The 14,929-nt window shown below is 41.1% G+C and carries 13 protein-coding genes and 3 tRNA genes; 9 read left to right on the forward strand and 7 right to left on the reverse strand.

Translation table 11 applies throughout. The annotated features are described in order from the left end of the window. The first annotated feature begins 124 nt into the window (after positions 1-124). From cfa to M1F03_RS11125, 3 genes are all read left to right on the forward strand, one after another. Complete coding sequence (cfa, locus tag M1F03_RS11115) at positions 125-1,273, forward strand: cyclopropane fatty acyl phospholipid synthase (protein ID WP_154625078.1); 1,149 nt, start codon at positions 125-127, stop codon at positions 1,271-1,273. Positions 1,274-1,431: 158 nt separating this feature from the next. Then, entirely contained in the window at positions 1,432-2,187 is a 756-nt protein-coding gene (locus M1F03_RS11120) for a helix-turn-helix transcriptional regulator (RefSeq protein WP_251464320.1), read from the forward strand. A 27-nt stretch (positions 2,188-2,214) separates the two neighbouring features. Then, a complete protein-coding gene (locus M1F03_RS11125) occupies positions 2,215-2,502 on the forward strand; it encodes a putative quinol monooxygenase (protein ID WP_154625067.1) in 288 nt (95 codons plus the stop codon). A gap of 183 nt (positions 2,503-2,685) precedes the next feature. On the opposite strand, the gene M1F03_RS11130 is transcribed toward M1F03_RS11125, so the two are convergent. Further along, positions 2,686-3,342 carry a riboflavin synthase subunit alpha gene (locus M1F03_RS11130; protein ID WP_154625066.1) on the reverse strand — a complete coding sequence of 219 codons (657 nt, stop codon included), beginning with the start codon at positions 3,340-3,342 and terminating at the stop codon, positions 2,686-2,688. Positions 3,343-3,625: 283 nt separating this feature from the next. Here M1F03_RS11130 and M1F03_RS11135 point away from each other — a divergent pair, with 283 nt between their 5' ends. The 6 genes from M1F03_RS11135 (at position 3,626) to M1F03_RS11160 (ending at position 8,044) form a co-directional block, all read left to right on the forward strand. Continuing rightward, positions 3,626-4,999, forward strand: coding sequence for an MATE family efflux transporter (locus M1F03_RS11135; RefSeq protein WP_163862008.1), 1,374 nt, complete (start codon positions 3,626-3,628; stop codon positions 4,997-4,999). A 158-nt stretch (positions 5,000-5,157) separates the two neighbouring features. Then, a tRNA-Val gene (locus M1F03_RS11140) sits at positions 5,158-5,234 on the forward strand. A gap of 26 nt (positions 5,235-5,260) precedes the next feature. Continuing rightward, a tRNA-Val gene (locus M1F03_RS11145) sits at positions 5,261-5,337 on the forward strand. A 27-nt stretch (positions 5,338-5,364) separates the two neighbouring features. Beyond that, positions 5,365-5,441: transfer RNA gene (locus tag M1F03_RS11150), tRNA-Val, on the forward strand. Positions 5,442-5,850: 409 nt separating this feature from the next. Then, the gene (pykF, locus tag M1F03_RS11155) at positions 5,851-7,263 is read left to right on the forward strand and encodes a pyruvate kinase PykF (protein ID WP_251464322.1); all 1,413 of its coding nucleotides are present in this window, start codon (positions 5,851-5,853) and stop codon (positions 7,261-7,263) included. A gap of 544 nt (positions 7,264-7,807) precedes the next feature. Next, positions 7,808-8,044, forward strand: a complete 237-nt coding sequence (locus M1F03_RS11160; protein ID WP_004919171.1) for a major outer membrane lipoprotein — start codon at positions 7,808-7,810, stop codon at positions 8,042-8,044. Between the two features lie 106 nt (positions 8,045-8,150). Here the strand turns inward: M1F03_RS11160 and M1F03_RS11165 are convergent, their stop codons facing one another. The 6 genes from M1F03_RS11165 to sufB all read right to left on the reverse strand — a co-directional run bounded on the left by M1F03_RS11165 (position 8,151) and on the right by sufB (position 14,915). Continuing rightward, the gene (locus M1F03_RS11165) at positions 8,151-9,224 is read right to left on the reverse strand and encodes a L,D-transpeptidase family protein (RefSeq protein WP_251465295.1); all 1,074 of its coding nucleotides are present in this window, start codon (positions 9,222-9,224) and stop codon (positions 8,151-8,153) included. Between the two features lie 270 nt (positions 9,225-9,494). Next, positions 9,495-9,911 (reverse strand): cysteine desulfuration protein SufE, encoded by a 417-nt coding sequence (gene sufE, locus M1F03_RS11170; protein WP_154625063.1) that lies wholly within the window; start codon positions 9,909-9,911, stop codon positions 9,495-9,497. A gap of 187 nt (positions 9,912-10,098) precedes the next feature. Beyond that, complete coding sequence (sufS, locus tag M1F03_RS11175; protein WP_251464325.1) at positions 10,099-11,337, reverse strand: cysteine desulfurase SufS; 1,239 nt, start codon at positions 11,335-11,337, stop codon at positions 10,099-10,101. A 7-nt stretch (positions 11,338-11,344) separates the two neighbouring features. Further along, positions 11,345-12,649 carry a Fe-S cluster assembly protein SufD gene (sufD, locus tag M1F03_RS11180; RefSeq protein ID WP_318839932.1) on the reverse strand — a complete coding sequence of 435 codons (1,305 nt, stop codon included), beginning with the start codon at positions 12,647-12,649 and terminating at the stop codon, positions 11,345-11,347. Beyond that, positions 12,624-13,370: a Fe-S cluster assembly ATPase SufC gene (sufC, locus tag M1F03_RS11185; RefSeq protein WP_154625060.1), complete on the reverse strand. Its 747-nt coding sequence runs from the start codon at positions 13,368-13,370 to the stop codon at positions 12,624-12,626. Before sufC ends, sufD begins: the two co-directional genes overlap by 26 nt. A 45-nt stretch (positions 13,371-13,415) precedes the next feature. Continuing rightward, complete coding sequence (gene sufB, locus M1F03_RS11190; protein WP_318839933.1) at positions 13,416-14,915, reverse strand: Fe-S cluster assembly protein SufB; 1,500 nt, start codon at positions 14,913-14,915, stop codon at positions 13,416-13,418. Positions 14,916-14,929: the final 14 nt, after the last annotated feature.

Raw genomic sequence — 14,929 nt, forward strand, 5'->3', positions numbered from 1 at the left:
GTTTAAACTCAGGGCGCGACGGTATAAATGCGTTCCTGTCTTTGTGAAGCAATTCTTCGCAATCCTACACCTTCAGCAAGCTGAAATTCTATCTCAAAAACCTTCATCTCAAGTTGGAGAGCATATGAGCACTTGTGTAGATGAAACCAAAACTAAAGTTTCTAATTGGCAAAGAATCGCAGAATCTTTATTAAATCAAGCTGGAATTGAAATAAACGGCTCTAGACCGTTCGACATCCAAATACATAATACTGATTTTTATAAAAGGGTTCTGCAAAAAGGTTCTCTCGGTCTAGGCGAGAGTTACATGGACGGTTGGTGGGACTGTGAACGCTTGGATATCTTTTTTTATAAAGTTTTAAAAGCCAAGCTTGATACAAAGCTGCCAAATAACCTCACAGATATCATGAAAATCGCCATGGCGCGCCTACGAAATTTGCAAACAGAGAAACGCTCTTGGATTGTTGGGGAAGAACATTATGATTTGGGAAATGATCTTTTTACCCTAATGCTAGATCCTTATATGCAATATTCTTGTGGCTATTGGAATAATGCAACGACACTTGAGCAAGCACAAGAAAATAAATTAGATTTAATCTGTCGCAAATTGCAAATTGAGCCGGGTATGCGTCTGTTAGATATTGGATGCGGATGGGGTGGCCTAAGTGCTTATGCTGCACGCCATTATGGCGCATCTGTTACCGGTGTTACCATTTCTAAAGAACAACAAAAATTGGCTCAAGAACGTTGCGCTGGCCTAGATGTTAATATTATTTTGCAAGACTATCGCGAACTAAATGATAAATTCGATCGTATCGTTTCTGTCGGTATGTTCGAACATGTTGGACCTAAAAATTATGCAACCTATTTTGATGTAGCACGCCGCAATATTAAAGACGATGGCTTATTTTTGTTACATACCATTGGCTCTAATAAAAATAAGGTAAATGTCGACTCATGGATCGGTAAATATATATTCCCCAATGGCGTACTTCCTTCCATTCAAAATATAGGTCAATCCAGTGAAGGAAAATTTGTCATGGAAGATTGGCATAATTTTGGTGCTGATTATGACAAAACGCTCATGGCTTGGTATGAGCGCTTTTTAAATAGCTGGCCTGAATTAAGCGAGAATTATACGCCTCGCTTTAAACGTATGTTTAGCTATTATTTAAATTCCTGTGCTGGTGCTTTTCGAGCCAGAGATATTCAGCTATGGCAAATTCTCTGGAGCCCTAATGGGGTCAGCGGCGGAATGAGAGTACCACGTTAATTAACCAAGCGAGTATTCTTTAAAACCGTCGTTAAGGCTCTATTATTGAGAAAAAATCTCTTGATAGAGCCTTAATTTCGTCGTGAGTATTAATTTATTAGTCTTTCGACTAAAAAACGTTATTATATGTTATCTTAATAACTCTTTACGTATAGACTATGCTCAAACAGTATTATCCACCAGCTGAATTGAATGGTTTTATTAGCTCCATCTTAATTTTTAAAAAATTTACTAAACCCATTAAAATTTTTCCTGGTACTGGCGCTGAGATTTGGGTTTCCACCAAAGAGTTACATTTATCAACAGCACACCAACAACAAGTTAGCCAATATCAACTTGTCATTCCCCGAGTCGAGACATTTACAGCAAAACCGAATCAAGGAAAATTAATTATATTACGTGTGCGTCATGATGCGGTGCGTTTTTTACTGCCTGAACGTACTTTAGCTTACACGGATAATCCCACCTCGCTTGAGAGCATATGGTCAGAACCTTGGTATCAAAACTTAATCAATGCTTCTTTTAAAGAGTTATTAGAATGTTTTACTGTGACTAAGGCCTCAAAACAGCATCAATTAGTCGATGATATATTGGCTATTCTCTATCGCCATCCAAACAAAAAGATTAACGATATTGCCGATGAAATGGGATATAGTGCACGTTTTATCCAAAAAGAATTTGTCAAAGAATATGGGATCACGCCTAAAAGATATCAGATAAATTGCCGTTTAGAACAATTACTTAAATGCATGCTTCACGAGCAAGATACCTATCGTTGGCTGGAAACAGGCTATTATGATCAGTCTCACTTTTACCGTGATTTTAAGCGTTATTTCACCATGACCCCGTCCGCCTTCTTAAAGTCCAGCTATTCGTTTTTTTACAATACAAAAGTCAAGTACCCTTTAAGATAGTTCTCAATACACATTAAGGAGAACGGAATGAGTATTGTTGTATATGCACAAATCACAACGGAAAATAAGGATGGGTATTTAACCAAGGATATTATCAAAAATTTAGCTAAATTAAGTCGACGTGAACAAGGGTGTATCAAATACGACCTCTTCACTAAAGATGATGGCTACATTGTTTTTGAAGAATGGGAAAGTGCTGATGCTCTTGAGATGCATAAAAAATCAGCGCATTTTAAACTGTTGGTTGAAGCTATTGAACGTGATAATGCAAGCATCTCGATTAATTTTAGTGAAAATTATCAATGCAAAGATTAATTAAGTAAGTTAATGGCAAGGGCTGCAAAGCGCCCCCTCACCGTTAACTTTTCAAACAAATAGGTTTTCACGCTAATGCATAACACCTTTAATTTGTTTGAATTTTTTAATGCTATAACCGCCGTTGATCTTACGGTGTTATAGCATTTTAAGTAAGCCTCACAGCCTACCCCGCTCGGGTATTTAACTATCGCTCTCTTGTGTAAGCGCTTCTTGGGCTTTCTTTTCTTGTTCTTTCTGCGCTAAAACCCTTTCCACTGTATCTACAATGGCTTGCGTTTGTGGGTCTATTTCTATATTCACTTTGTCCCCTAAGCGTTTTTTACCTAATGTCGTTCTTGCTAGGGTTTCAGGAATTAAATGAACACAAAAACGATTATTGATAACATCGCCTACCGTTAGGCTTATACCATCAATCGCAACAAACCCTTTGTGCAAAATATATTTCATCAGCGATTTGTCATAAATAGACAGCCAAATTTGATGGTTATCTTCTGAGGTGAAAATTTTGCTAATTTCCGCGGTCGTCACAATGTGTCCTGATACCACATGACCACCTATTTCATCACCATATTTCGCGGCTCTTTCGATATTAACGACATCGCCAACTTTCAATTCGCCAAGATTGGTCAGCCTTAATGTTTCCTTGATGAGATCAAAACTAACATACTCGCCATCTATTTTTGTCACGGTCAAGCAACAACCATTATGCGCAACTGAAGCGCCGGTTTCTAACCCGACAAGTAGTTCTGGTGTAAATTTCATCACATGGGTACGAAAATTCGCTCTTTCCGTGACCTCAATAATTGGGGCTGTGCCTTGAACAATACCTGTAAACATAATGATTCTCAGTGCTGTGAATTGATAGACTCAGTTTACCTGACATTTCTTAGAGATCTACCTAATTTGAGTGGTTTTATCTAACCTCGTAATGAATTCTTCTAGACCATCACACTTGTCTATTGATGACTTTATTTGATATTCAGACTTGCGAGCCATTGGATTAAATTATTAAAAGAGTTAAAATATAACGTTGCTATTAACTATTTGATATATCAAAAATCATTAGCATTTCTTTCTCTAAATTCTATTAATCAGTGTTTATTACTCTAAAGGTGTATGCGTGCAGAAATATTTTACAGAAGCGCGTAGCTTGCTAGCTCTCGGCATTCCGATCATTCTTGCCCAATTTTCACAAACTGCAATGGGTTTTGTGGATACCGTCATGGCAGGTAGCGTCAGTGAAACTGAGATGTCAGCAGTTGCAGTCGGATTTTCTATCTGGCTGCCAGCTATTCTTTTTGGTCAAGGGCTATTAATGGCATTGACACCTATCGTCGCTCAGATGAATGGTTCCGGTCGTCGTAATTTAATTGGCAATCAAATTCAGCAGGGATTATGGCTCGCCTTCTTTCTTTCACTTGGCGTGATTTTTTTACTTTATAATAGCAAGTTAATCATCGGCAACATGCCACATATTGATGAAGAACTGGCAGATAAATCGGTTCGTTTCTTGCATGCCATTATGTGGGGGGCGCCTGGTTATTTATTTTATCAAGTGTTCCGTAGCCAGTGTGAAGGCCTGTCAAAAACCAAACCGGGGATGGTGATTGGTTTTCTGGGTCTAATGGTTAACATTCCGATTAACTACATCTTTATTTATGGCCATTTTGGTGCGCCTGCGTTAGGTGGCGTGGGTTGTGGTGTTGCAACGGCGTCGGTTTATTGGGTTATGTGTTTAATGATGCGTTGGTATGTTCGAAGAGCGCCGACACAACGTGATATTAGAGCGACCCAACGATTTGCGTCCCCTAACCCACAAATTATGAAACGTATTTTTGTATTAGGTGTACCTATTGGTTTAGCGTTGTTCTTTGAAGTGACATTATTTGCCATCGTTGCCTTGATGGTCGCGCCATTAGGTGTTGTCGCTGTAGCGGGTCACCAAGTTGCATTAAACTTCAGCTCAGTGATGTTTATGTTCCCATTGTCATTAGGCATTGCAGCGACGATTCGTGTTGGCTATAACCTTGGGCAGCAATCCACTGAAGCCGCCAAAGTCTCCTCTTATACCAGTTTGGTTGTTGGGTTATTAGTCGCTTGCATGACGGCGATCCTCACTGCAACCTTACGTGAACCTATCGCCTTAATGTATAACAAGAGTCCTGAAGTCGTCGTACTGGCTTCAAGCTTAATGCTATTTGCAGCCATTTATCAGTTATCGGATTCAGTACAAGTTATCGGTGCAGGTATCCTACGTGGCTATAAAGATACTCGTTCTATTTTCTTTATTACTTTTACCGCCTATTGGATTTTAGGGTTACCTATTGGATATGTGCTCGCTTTAACAGATATCCTCTTGCCAGCGATGGGGCCTCAAGGTTTTTGGATTGGCTTTATTGTTGGCCTGAGCGCTGCCGCTATCGGTATGGCAACGCGTATTTGGTGGATCCATAAACAACCTGATAGCGTTGTGCTGTTACGATCAACGCGCTAGTTGAGCGAATAATCAGCAAATTATCGTATTGGGGAATGTATTTTCGACTTAGTCGCCGTAAATACGAGCAAACTATCACGAAAATACATTTTCCCCTTGCCAGAACGGCGACAGAAAGTTAATATTCGTTCCCGTTGTCACCCAGACAATTTTGAAATGCGTCCGTAGCTCAGTTGGTTAGAGCACCACCTTGACATGGTGGGGGTCGGTAGTTCGAGTCTACTCGGACGCACCATTCAAAAACGTCAATGAAATCATAATGCGTCCGTAGCTCAGTTGGTTAGAGCACCACCTTGACATGGTGGGGGTCGGTAGTTCGAGTCTACTCGGACGCACCATTTCAAAGACGTCAACGAAATTGTAATGCGTCCGTAGCTCAGTTGGTTAGAGCACCACCTTGACATGGTGGGGGTCGGTAGTTCGAGTCTACTCGGACGCACCATCTTATCGTTCTCTAGTATCATCAATATCCGCTTATATTCATGCATTAGTGCACATAACTTGATTTTGTTGCGCAACTTCCCATCTTAAAACCATCATTTTTTGATCTGAAATATCCCTTCGCTCAATTTTGTAAAATTTGATTTGTCTCACAGTTTTTTGTTGTCTATAATAAGCTCACTAGCTGAAAGGTTTCATCAAAAATAAATCAGTAAGTTAGCTTTAGTGATTTAGGTTACAATAACAATAATTTGCATAAAAAATGAGATCTAATTCACAACATAATTGGATTAAACACCAGACCGTCGCCTATTCTTAATACAATGTGTTGCGCAACTTTTAATATTCTGCGCACCGTAAATAAGCCGGCGACGATACCGATTTCCTTTATAACCTTTAGATAGACTGCCATGAAAAAAACCAAAATTGTTTGTACCATCGGCCCAAAAACCGAATCAGAAGAAAAATTGAGTCAACTTCTTGATGCAGGCATGAATGTCATGCGTCTTAACTTCTCCCACGGCGACTATGAAGAACATGGTCAACGTATCAAAAACCTACGCGCAGTCTGTGCGAGAACAGGCAAACAAGCCGCTATCCTGCTTGATACTAAAGGACCAGAAATCCGCACAATGAAACTCGAAGGCGGTAATGACGTTTCTTTAGTCGCTGGTCAAACTTTCACATTCACGACAGACACCTCAGTCATCGGTAATAAAGATAAAGTTGCCGTAACCTATGCGGGTTTAACGTCTGATCTGAATGCTGGTGATACCGTTTTAGTTGATGATGGTTTGATTGGTATGAAAGTGAAAGATGTCACCGCAACAGAAGTTATCTGTGAAGTCTTAAATAATGGTGACTTAGGCGAGAAAAAAGGCGTTAACCTACCAGGCGTATCTATCGGCCTACCTGCTCTCGCAGAAAAAGATAAAGAAGACTTGGTGTTTGGTTGTGAACAAGGCGTTGATTTTGTCGCTGCCTCTTTTATCCGTAAACGTTCTGACGTTGAAGAAATTCGTGCGCATCTGAAAAAACATGGCGGCGAGAATATTCAAATTATCTCAAAAATTGAGAACCAAGAAGGTTTAAATAATTTTGATGAGATCCTTGAAGCTTCTGACGGTATCATGGTTGCTCGTGGGGATTTGGGTGTTGAGATCCCAGTAGAAGAAGTCATTTTCGCGCAAAAAATGATGATTGAAAAATGTATTACTGCACGCAAAGTGGTTATCACAGCGACACAAATGTTAGATTCAATGATCAAAAACCCTCGCCCTACTCGTGCCGAAGCGGGTGACGTAGCGAACGCTATTCTCGATGGTACCGATGCCGTGATGCTTTCTGGTGAAAGTGCGAAAGGTAAATACCCTATTGAAGCAGTCACTATCATGGCAACGATTTGTGAGCGTACTGACCGTGTTATGCCTTCACGAATCGATAACCAAAAACCTGGTCAGCGTTTACGCGTCACCGAAGCCGTTTGCCGTGGTGCAGTAGAAATGTCACAAAAATTGGAAGTACCACTGATCGTTGTGGCAACTTTCGGTGGTAAATCTGCAAAATCGGTCCGTAAATATTTCCCTACCGCACCAATTTTAGCATTGACCACCAATGAAGAGACGGCGCGTCAGCTGTTATTGGTAAAAGGGGTTATTCCAATGATGGTCGGTGGATTCACGTCAACAGATGACTTCTATCGTGAAGGTAAACGTGCAGCGCTAAATAGTGGTCTCGCAAAAGAAGGTGATGCCATTGTCATGGTTTCTGGCGCACTCGTACCAAGTGGAACAACAAATACTTCATCAGTACACGTTTTATAATCGTAATATTACCTATAGCATGACTTTACTATAGGTACTCCGATTATCTTTGAAACGGGAAAAACTCACTTTTTCCCGTTTTTTTATTTATCTCCGACATTTCAATAACACAATTCACAGGACTTTGTCCTAGCGCAATAAACAGGTCGTCGTTATCCGCTAATTTCAGACTAATACTATTCGTCTAATATAGAAGGCTATTTTGGTTTAACATAAAATGCTTTCATTAGATAACTTTTTAATTTATGACATTATTGCAATCTATTATTCATTTGCTATATTAGACTAATATCTGAGAGCTAACTGAGTTCTACCGAATAATAGCCTTGAGAGTTAAAAATTAATTTTCTTATTTTTCCTACTATCTGGCGTAAAGTATTTCTAGCAAAACTGGAAATTAAGTACTAGCATAAGACTAAGTGGGTACCATTCCACAACACATTAAGTGTTAAAGTGGATAAGTAGATGTGGAGCAATCTAATATCTATTTTGTTGGTAGCTTACTTTGATATTTTCAAGATAAATCTATCTAGAGGGTAAAATAATGATTCGTACTAAAATTGTACTGGGCTCTATCGTATTAGCTTCAGCATTACTGGCGGGTTGTTCTAACAGCACTGAAGTGCAAAAACTCTCTTCAGACGTGCAAACTCTGAATGGTAAAGTTGATCAACTGAGCAACGATGTTCAGACTATCCGTGCTGAAGTACAAGCTGCACAACAAGAAGCAGCTCGTGCTAACCAACGTCTTGATAACCAAGTTCGTTCTTACAAAAAGTAAGTTTAAATTAGCTGCGATATAGCAAGTATGTTTTGATATCGTACAATAAATAATAATAAGAGGGCCTAATTTTTAGGCCCTTATTTTTTGTACTTTAAAACCCCAATCAGTGGCTTTCAGACTCCTGATACACAGGCTGAGGCTGTGTAATGGTAAACTGATCGATCGGTTTTAATTCAGGGTAATGCCCCTGATCAGAAGCTTCCTCACTCTTTTCTGGTTCGTTGACTGCGTATTCAGGTTCATATTGTCTCTCTACGCCCTGCTCTACATTCACCTTCACAGGCAACCCTGAACGTCTTGCCAGCTCTTTTTCCACTAAGGATTTATCAATGCCTTCATTCTCAAGGAAACGTTTGAAATCATCAGATAGCGGGATAGGCATCGTTTGGGGATCATCTGTCGCTTTCTTCGAAAGGGGTTGGTGTACTTCAATATAGTAGCTACCATCTGGCTCTTTGGAATACTTAACAGGCTGGTTAATAACCTGAACGCGCGTTCCTTTAGGTACCGTTTTAAACAAGGCTTCAATATCATCAGGGCGTAAACGAATACATCCCGAGCTCACACGCATACCAATCCCAAAATCGGCATTAGTCCCATGAATTAAGTATTCACCTCTGCCGTAGGCTAAGCGTAGTGCATAGAGTCCCATTGGGTTATCTGGCCCAGCAGGTACTACCGCTGGTAATGTAATACCTTCTTTTGCATAATTTTTACGAATATTGGCTGTAGGTGTCCACGTCGGATCTTTAATTGATTGACTAACCGACGTCACCATTTCCGGTGTGTCACGACCTAATTGACCAATACCGATCGGGTAGACGACCACTTCTTGGCTACCAGCAGGATAGTAATAGAGCCTTAATTCAGCAAGGTTGATAACAATGCCCGTTCTAGGCGTGGCGGGGAGTAACATTTGAGTTGGGATAATCAACTCTTTTCCCGCTTCCGGTAAATAAGGATCAGTACCTGGGTTCGCTTCTAACATCGCAAGTAAACCGATTTGATATTCACTGGCGATCATTTCTAGCGAACGCCCATCATCAGGTACGACATAACGCGCATTTTCCCCGATAAGACGCGTATTGCTATCTGGTAATGGATAATCCATTGCTTGCACTGGCGACAGCAATGCACTCGCTATAAACAAACTTGCTACAGTTAACGCTTTCTTCATACCGACTCCAGGGAATAATACCATATGCATACTCTAATTATTCAAGGTGCAACTTAAAGCCTCATGAGTATACCGTTTAGTGAGAGATGTACATAATAGCAACTATATTACATATCTTTAATAGCTATTAAATATTTTAGGCTGTAACCGCTGCCGTGGGCTGACGAAACGACATACAATCATTAATGAATAGGTTAACAATTCACTTAAGTACCGTTGATAGGAATAACACGAAAAAAGAGCAGGGAAATGCATTCCCCTGCTTACCGCTTATTGTAACTCGGTTGCTCGAGACAAAATGGTACGGATCATTGCATTTAACCCTTGAGTGCGTGACGGGGTTAAATGCTGCTCTAAAGCAAGTTGCGAAAAAAATGCTTTTACATCTAACGACAGAATATCTGCTGCTGTTTTATCCTGAAAAAGAATAATGACTATTGCCACTAACCCTTTCACAATAGCTGCATCACTGTCACCAGCAAAATGAATGCGGCCATCCGCTTGCTTTTGCATGTCTATCCATACTTGGCTCTGACAACCTGCAATCAGGTTCTTGTCACTACGCTGTTGCTCTGTTAATGCCGTTAAACGTCCACCAAGCTCTATCATATACAGATAACGCTCTTCCCAGTTTTGGCAACGTGCAAAATTCCGTAGCAATTTATGTTCATCGGGTAAAGCAGGCATACTTCTTTCCTTAATAAGTCACAAATGTATCTAAGCTTAGTTGGCCTGATTAACGCTTTGTTTATTATCGATTCATGATGGAGATAAGGCTAACTCAGTACAAAACTCGTTATGCTAATAATTAAAAAAGCCAATCGTGATTGGCTTTTTCAGTCAATAATAACAAAAAATCATCAGGCGTTAATGCTTAGCCTAATAATTTTTTAATGCGCAGTAATGCATCACATAAAGAGTCTATCTCTTCTTTCGTCGTATAGATACCCACGGATGCCCGACACATTGCAGGAACATTATAGCGCTCCATTAATGGCAGTGCACAATGATGCCCAGTTCGAATGGCGATACCGTATTGATCTAAAAAAGAACCGACGTCATAAGCATGATGAACTCCCAGATTGAAAGCGATCACCCCTTCACGCTGGTCGTTACCATATAACGTTAACGATGGAATCTGTTTCAGCTTTTCGGTGGCATACTCCATCACTGCTTTTTCATAAGCAAATGCGTCAGCGCTTCCTAAAGCATTCAGATAATCAAACGCTGCACCTAGGCCAATAATTGCGCTGACATTCGGGGTTCCTGCTTCAAAACGCCATGGCGCATCGGCATAGGTAATACCTTTCTTAAGGCTAACATGGCGGATCATCGCTCCACCACCTTCCCATGGCGGCATCTTATCAAGAAGGGATTTTTTGCCATAAAGGATACCTATCCCTGTTGGCCCATACAATTTATGTCCAGAAAAAGTATAAAAATCACAATCTAAATCCTGCACATCAACAACACTGTGCATTGCGCCTTGAGCACCATCAACCAGTACATAAAGCTTTGCACCACGCTCGGCGGCAATCGCTCTTGCATCTTGAATAATGGTTTTCACAGGATTGACAGTACCGAGCACATTAGAGATATGAGTAAAGCTCAACAAGCGCGTATTCGCATCAATCAATGCGTCAAGTTTTGCTAACTCTAACTCACCATGATCAGAAACAGGAATGAGGCGAATTTCACAGCCGATCTGCTCTGCCAATAAATACCAAGGAACGATATTGGCATGATGTTCCATCTCGGTAATGACAATATTGTCGCCTTTACCGATAAATTTGCGGCCAAAGGTGTTCGCTACCAAGTTAATTGCTTCTGTTGTTCCTTTAACAAAAACAATTTCCTCTGCTGAGGCGGCATGAATAAAATCCGCGGCATTTTGGCGAACGTTTTCCATCATCGTTGTGGCTTGAGCACTAAGCGTATGTATGCCCCGATGTACCGCAGCATATTGATGCAACGTAAACTCGCTCTCTTTTTCAATCACCTGAAGAGGCTTTTGTGCACTAGCCGCGCTATCAAGATAAACCAAAGGATGATTATGGATACTTTGGGATAAGGCAGGAAAATCCTGCCTAACTGCTGCTACGTTGAATGTCATACGCGTATTAGACCTCTGCTAAGCGCTGACGAATATTCGCCATAACCGCTTGTTTGAGTTCTTCAGATTCGATCGATTCTGTCAATTCAGCTGCAAAAGCAATAATAATCATATGTTTTGCTGCTTTACCGTCGATCCCTCTCGAACGCAGGTAAAACAATTGTTCATCATCGATACGACCAACCATTGCACCATGTCCGCATTTCACATCATCAGCATAGATTTCTAACTGAGGCTTAGTATCAACTTCGGCCTTATCACCCAATAATAAGGTGTGATTACTCATTTGACCATCTGTTTTCAACGCATCCGGAGCAACTTTGATCATGCCGTTGAAGACGGCTTTACTGCTATCCATCGCAATAACTTTATGTAACTGACGGCTTTCGCAGTGACCGACATTATGTTCGAGATAGGTACGAGTATCGACAATTTCATTATCTTTAGGCAATAACATGCTATTCAATGAAAAGTCAGCATTTTCACCCGATAACTGTGCGCTAGTATGGTGGCGAGTCAAAGTACCGCCAAGCAGAAAACTGCTGCTCAACACTTGGCTATCACGACCAACGACGATGTCATTATGCGCAAAATGTTGTGCTTGGTTATTCTCGTTATTCAATTTGAAGTGCTGATATTGTGCGTTATCGCCCACCTCAACCGTTAAACGACCACCCGTAAAGTGCGGTTTATCATTCACACTGACATAGTGCTCAATCACTTGTGCCTTGCTATTGGTATCCAATGTCATGTGATAACGATAATGACTGTGATTCACGGTTTCCTCATCATCACCACTCGAAATATTCAGCAGATAAAGTGGTTTTGGTGCGATTTGGTTTGCACCGAGGTGAATAACAATCGGTTGTTGCGCAAGACTTTCTGTTAAATGCAAGAAAACCTCTCCATTAACAGCATCTGGTAACATATCTTGGCTGTCTAATAACGCAACTTTGAACGGCCCCATATCAATTGAACTGAGTGTCGAATTATAACGACCGTTAACAAGTACAATTCGGTAAGCATCGATAGGTAATGCCAATAACTCACATGCTTTTTCATCAACAACGTTTTCAGCAAAGCGATATTGAGTATTTAAGACCGTTTGCAATGGCGTATAATGCCAATCTTCATGACGAAAGGCAGGTAAGCCAACGTGGTTCGCTTTTTCCCAATGTGCTGCTGCATGCTGGGATTTATCCCCAGAACGTTGTTCGAAAAGTGTTGCAAAACGCGCCATTGCTTGCTCATTTAGTGCAGCGACCTGAGCACGTTTGTTTGCTCTTTCACTGTTGGTCAATAAGCCAGCCATAACCTTGCTCCTCCAGTTTTTTCGCCAAGCTGAAATCACCTGATTTGATGATTTTCCCCTGATACAGTACATGCACGAAATCAGGTTTGACGTAATCCAGAATGCGCTGGTAATGCGTCACGATAATAAAAGAACGTTCTGGAGAGCGCAGTGAGTTAACACCATTTGCAACAATCTTCAATGCATCAATATCCAAACCTGAATCGGTTTCGTCTAAGATACACAGCTGTGGCTCAAGAGCTGCCATCTGTAAAATATCATTACGTTTCTTTTCCCCCCCCGAAAAGCCAACATTCACTGAGCGAGTCAGTAGATCTTGTGGCATTTCAAGTAAGTCGATTTTATCTTCAATAAAATCTTGGAAATCAAAACGATCTAAGGGTTCTTGCTGACGATATTCACGTACCGCATTCACGGCTGTTTGCAAGAAAAACTGGTTACTCACACCCGGAATTTCAACCGGATATTGGAACGCTAAAAAGATACCTTCCCCTGCACGTTCTTCAGGGTCTAACTCGAGTAGATCTTTCCCTTTAAAGATCACCTCGCCGCCGTCAATCTCATATTCTTCACGGCCAGCTAACGTCGCAGATAACGTACTTTTACCGGAACCATTTGGGCCCATAATGGCGTGAACCTCACCCGGTTTAACTTCCAGTGATAAGCCCTTTAAAATTTCATTACCTTCTACACTTACATGTAAATTTTTAACACTTAACATATCAACATGCCTTTGGCGCTTTTGCGCATATAAACCTGATTGTGATCAGCCGACGCTATGTTCTAAGCTGATTGCCAGCAATTTCTGTGCCTCTACCGCAAACTCTAATGGAAGTTCCGAGAAAACATCTTTACAGAAACCATTTACGATCATTGAAATCGCATCATCTTCACTAATTCCACGCTGTAAGCAGTAAAATAGCTGATCTTCCCCAATACGGGAGGTGGTTGCTTCGTGCTCGAGTTGCGCAGTGTTGTTTTTGACTTCAACATAAGGGAAGGTATGTGCTCCACACTGAGTTCCAATTAACATTGAGTCACACTGAGTGAAATTGCGTGCATTATGAGCGCTTGGTAATATTTTGACTAAGCCGCGATAGCTGTTTTGACTTTTACCGGCGGATATACCTTTAGAAATGATCGTAGAACGGGTATTTTTCCCGATATGGATCATTTTTGTTCCCGTGTCCGCTTGCTGATTACCGTTCGTGAGTGCGACAGAGAAAAATTCACCAACAGAGTTATCCCCTTTTAAGATAACGCTTGGGTATTTCCATGTGATAGCCGAGCCTGTTTCAGACTGCGTCCATGACATTTTCGAATTTTCACCTTCACATAACGCGCGCTTGGTCACAAAGTTAAGGATGCCCCCTTCCTCACTGTCTCCACCTGAAAACCAGTTTTGTACAGTTGAGTATTTGACTTCGGCATCTTTATGAATAATAACTTCCACGACCGCGGCATGCAGCTGATAGCTATCACGCACAGGTGCAGAGCATCCTTCGATGTAGCTAACATAGCTACCTTCGTCGGCAATCAAAATAGTCCGTTCGAATTGCCCTGTTTTTGCGGCATTAATACGGAAATAAGTCGAAAGTTCCATAGGGCAGCGTACCCCTTTCGGGATATAGACAAAGGTGCCATCTGATGCAACTGCTGCATTTAAAGCGGCAAAGAAGTTATCGTGACTGGATACGACAGTACCTAAGTACTTTTGTACCAGCTCAGGATACTCTTGAATTGCTTCGCTGAATGAACAGAAAATAATACCGTGTTTCGCAAGATCATCACGATATGTAGTAGAAACAGACACTGAGTCAAAAATCGCATCCACAGCAACGGCTTTCCCCTCACGTACAGGAACCCCTAACTGATTAAATGCTTCTTCAACTTCAGCTGTCAGGTAATTATTCGTTTCTGTCATGCCAGTTGCTTGTGTCGCACCGGTTTGCGAGCCACAACTATCGTCACACGAACCACAAGACGGTGCTGAGTAATAACTGTAGTCTTGATAATCTAAATTTGGGTAATGGGCTTTTAACCAATGTGGCTCTTCCATACCTTTCCAATGATGATAAGCATCAAGGCGGAATTTTAGCATCCACTCGGGTTCATTACGTTTCGCGGAAATAGCCCGGACAACATCTTCGTTGATCCCTTTGGCCATTTCATCTGTCGCGACATTTGTAAAAAAGCCTTCTTTATAACGCTGGTCATTAAGCCAGCTTTGAACTTCATCGCCAATTTCTACATTGCTCTGAGACATAATCTGACTTCACA

Origin of the sequence: Providencia sp. PROV080 (assembly GCF_033688105.1) — a bacterium.
Taxonomy (GTDB): Bacteria; Pseudomonadota; Gammaproteobacteria; order Enterobacterales; family Enterobacteriaceae; genus Providencia; species Providencia zhejiangensis.

Excerpts from the sequence above, each read along its gene's own strand:
- cfa (WP_154625078.1), top strand. The coding sequence starts at position 125 with ATGAGCACTTGTGTAGATGAAACCAAAACTAAAGTTTCTAATTGGCAA.
- M1F03_RS11120 (WP_251464320.1), top strand. The coding sequence starts at position 1,432 with ATGCTCAAACAGTATTATCCACCAGCTGAATTGAATGGTTTTATTAGC.
- M1F03_RS11125 (WP_154625067.1), top strand. The coding sequence starts at position 2,215 with ATGAGTATTGTTGTATATGCACAAATCACAACGGAAAATAAGGATGGG.
- M1F03_RS11130 (WP_154625066.1), bottom strand. The coding sequence starts at position 3,342 with ATGTTTACAGGTATTGTTCAAGGCACAGCCCCAATTATTGAGGTCACG.
- pykF (WP_251464322.1), top strand. The coding sequence starts at position 5,851 with ATGAAAAAAACCAAAATTGTTTGTACCATCGGCCCAAAAACCGAATCA.
- M1F03_RS11160 (WP_004919171.1), top strand. The coding sequence starts at position 7,808 with ATGATTCGTACTAAAATTGTACTGGGCTCTATCGTATTAGCTTCAGCA.
- M1F03_RS11165 (WP_251465295.1), bottom strand. The coding sequence starts at position 9,224 with ATGAAGAAAGCGTTAACTGTAGCAAGTTTGTTTATAGCGAGTGCATTG.
- sufE (WP_154625063.1), bottom strand. The coding sequence starts at position 9,911 with ATGCCTGCTTTACCCGATGAACATAAATTGCTACGGAATTTTGCACGT.
- sufS (WP_251464325.1), bottom strand. The coding sequence starts at position 11,337 with ATGACATTCAACGTAGCAGCAGTTAGGCAGGATTTTCCTGCCTTATCC.
- sufD (WP_318839932.1), bottom strand. The coding sequence starts at position 12,649 with ATGGCTGGCTTATTGACCAACAGTGAAAGAGCAAACAAACGTGCTCAG.
- sufC (WP_154625060.1), bottom strand. The coding sequence starts at position 13,370 with ATGTTAAGTGTTAAAAATTTACATGTAAGTGTAGAAGGTAATGAAATT.
- sufB (WP_318839933.1), bottom strand. The coding sequence starts at position 14,915 with ATGTCTCAGAGCAATGTAGAAATTGGCGATGAAGTTCAAAGCTGGCTT.